This is a genomic window from Desulfonatronospira sp. MSAO_Bac3, from assembly GCF_003838035.1.
GTDB lineage: Bacteria > Desulfobacterota > Desulfovibrionia > Desulfovibrionales > Desulfonatronovibrionaceae > Desulfonatronospira > Desulfonatronospira thiodismutans.
In genome coordinates, this window is record NZ_QYZY01000224.1 from 1 (window position 1) to 1038 (window position 1038).

The following is a 1038-nucleotide window of genomic DNA, read 5'->3' on the forward strand; positions in this document are numbered from 1 at the left end:
CCGAAAGGGGCCGGGTGACTCAGGACGCGCGCACCAACACCCTGATAGTCCGGGATACTCCCTCCCAGCTTGAAGAAATCACTCAACTGATAGATAATCTTGATCGTCCTGAACGGCAGGTGCTTATAGAAGCCAGGGTGGTATATGCTACAGAGAGTTTTCGCCGCGAACTGGGTGTCGATTGGGGCTTTGCATACCAGTCTCCAGGACTGGATTCAAACATTATCTCACCGGATACTTTCAACTTCCCAAGCGATTTAGAAGGTCTTCTCGGTGTTGGTTATATGGGTCATGAAGGCCAGAGTTTTTCTGTGCTGGAAGCAAGATTACGCTTGGGTGAGTCTCAAGGGAAATCAAACACAATCTCTGCACCTCAGATTATGACCTTAAACAACCAGGAAGCCAAAATCGAGCAAGGAACAGATGTTGCAGTCGATGTCATTGACGCAGACCTCAGAACCAGGCGTGAATACGTGCCAGCAACTCTTGAGTTGATTGTTACACCTCAAATCACACCTGACAACAACCTCATACTGAACCTTGAGGTCAGTGACAATGCTCCAGGCGAAGGAGGTAATATTGAGGTAAAAAAAGCTGAAACCACCCTGTTTGCAGAAGATGGTGAAACCATAGTAATTGGAGGAATCAAAAAGTTATCAGAAAGTCAAAGGGAGACTGGCATACCACCACTATCAAGGCTACCTATTCTGGGCTGGCTCTTTAAGCATGAACTAGTAGAAGAAAATATGGACGAGCTGCTCATATTCATCCGTCCAAAAATCCAGTAGAGAAGTAACGCATGGAACTGAAACTGCCCTCATCCAGAGACCTGCGCAGCATCTGGCAGGAAAGCTTTCTGGGTCAGAAGGGATTCTTTATACCAGGAGAACGTAAGCTTCCCATCGGCCGGGAAATGAAAATTGACCTGGTGGTGGAAGGTTCAAGCTGGGGCTCCCTGAAAATGGTCCCTGTATGGGCCAACCTGTCCGGCCCGGAAAGCAGTGATCTGCCCCGGGGCACCTTTCTTTTGCTCACATC

At 48.4% G+C, this 1038-nt stretch carries 2 protein-coding genes; both read left to right on the top strand.

Annotated elements, in window-relative coordinates; genetic code table 11:
* The coding region (locus tag D5S03_RS07630) for a secretin GspD/PilQ domain-containing protein (RefSeq protein ID WP_287043319.1) at positions 1–788 on the top strand (788 nt) is incomplete at its 5' end.
* Between the two features lie 11 nt (positions 789–799).
* Positions 800–1038: hypothetical protein (locus tag D5S03_RS07635; RefSeq protein ID WP_287043321.1), on the top strand; the 239-nt coding region annotated here is incomplete at its 3' end.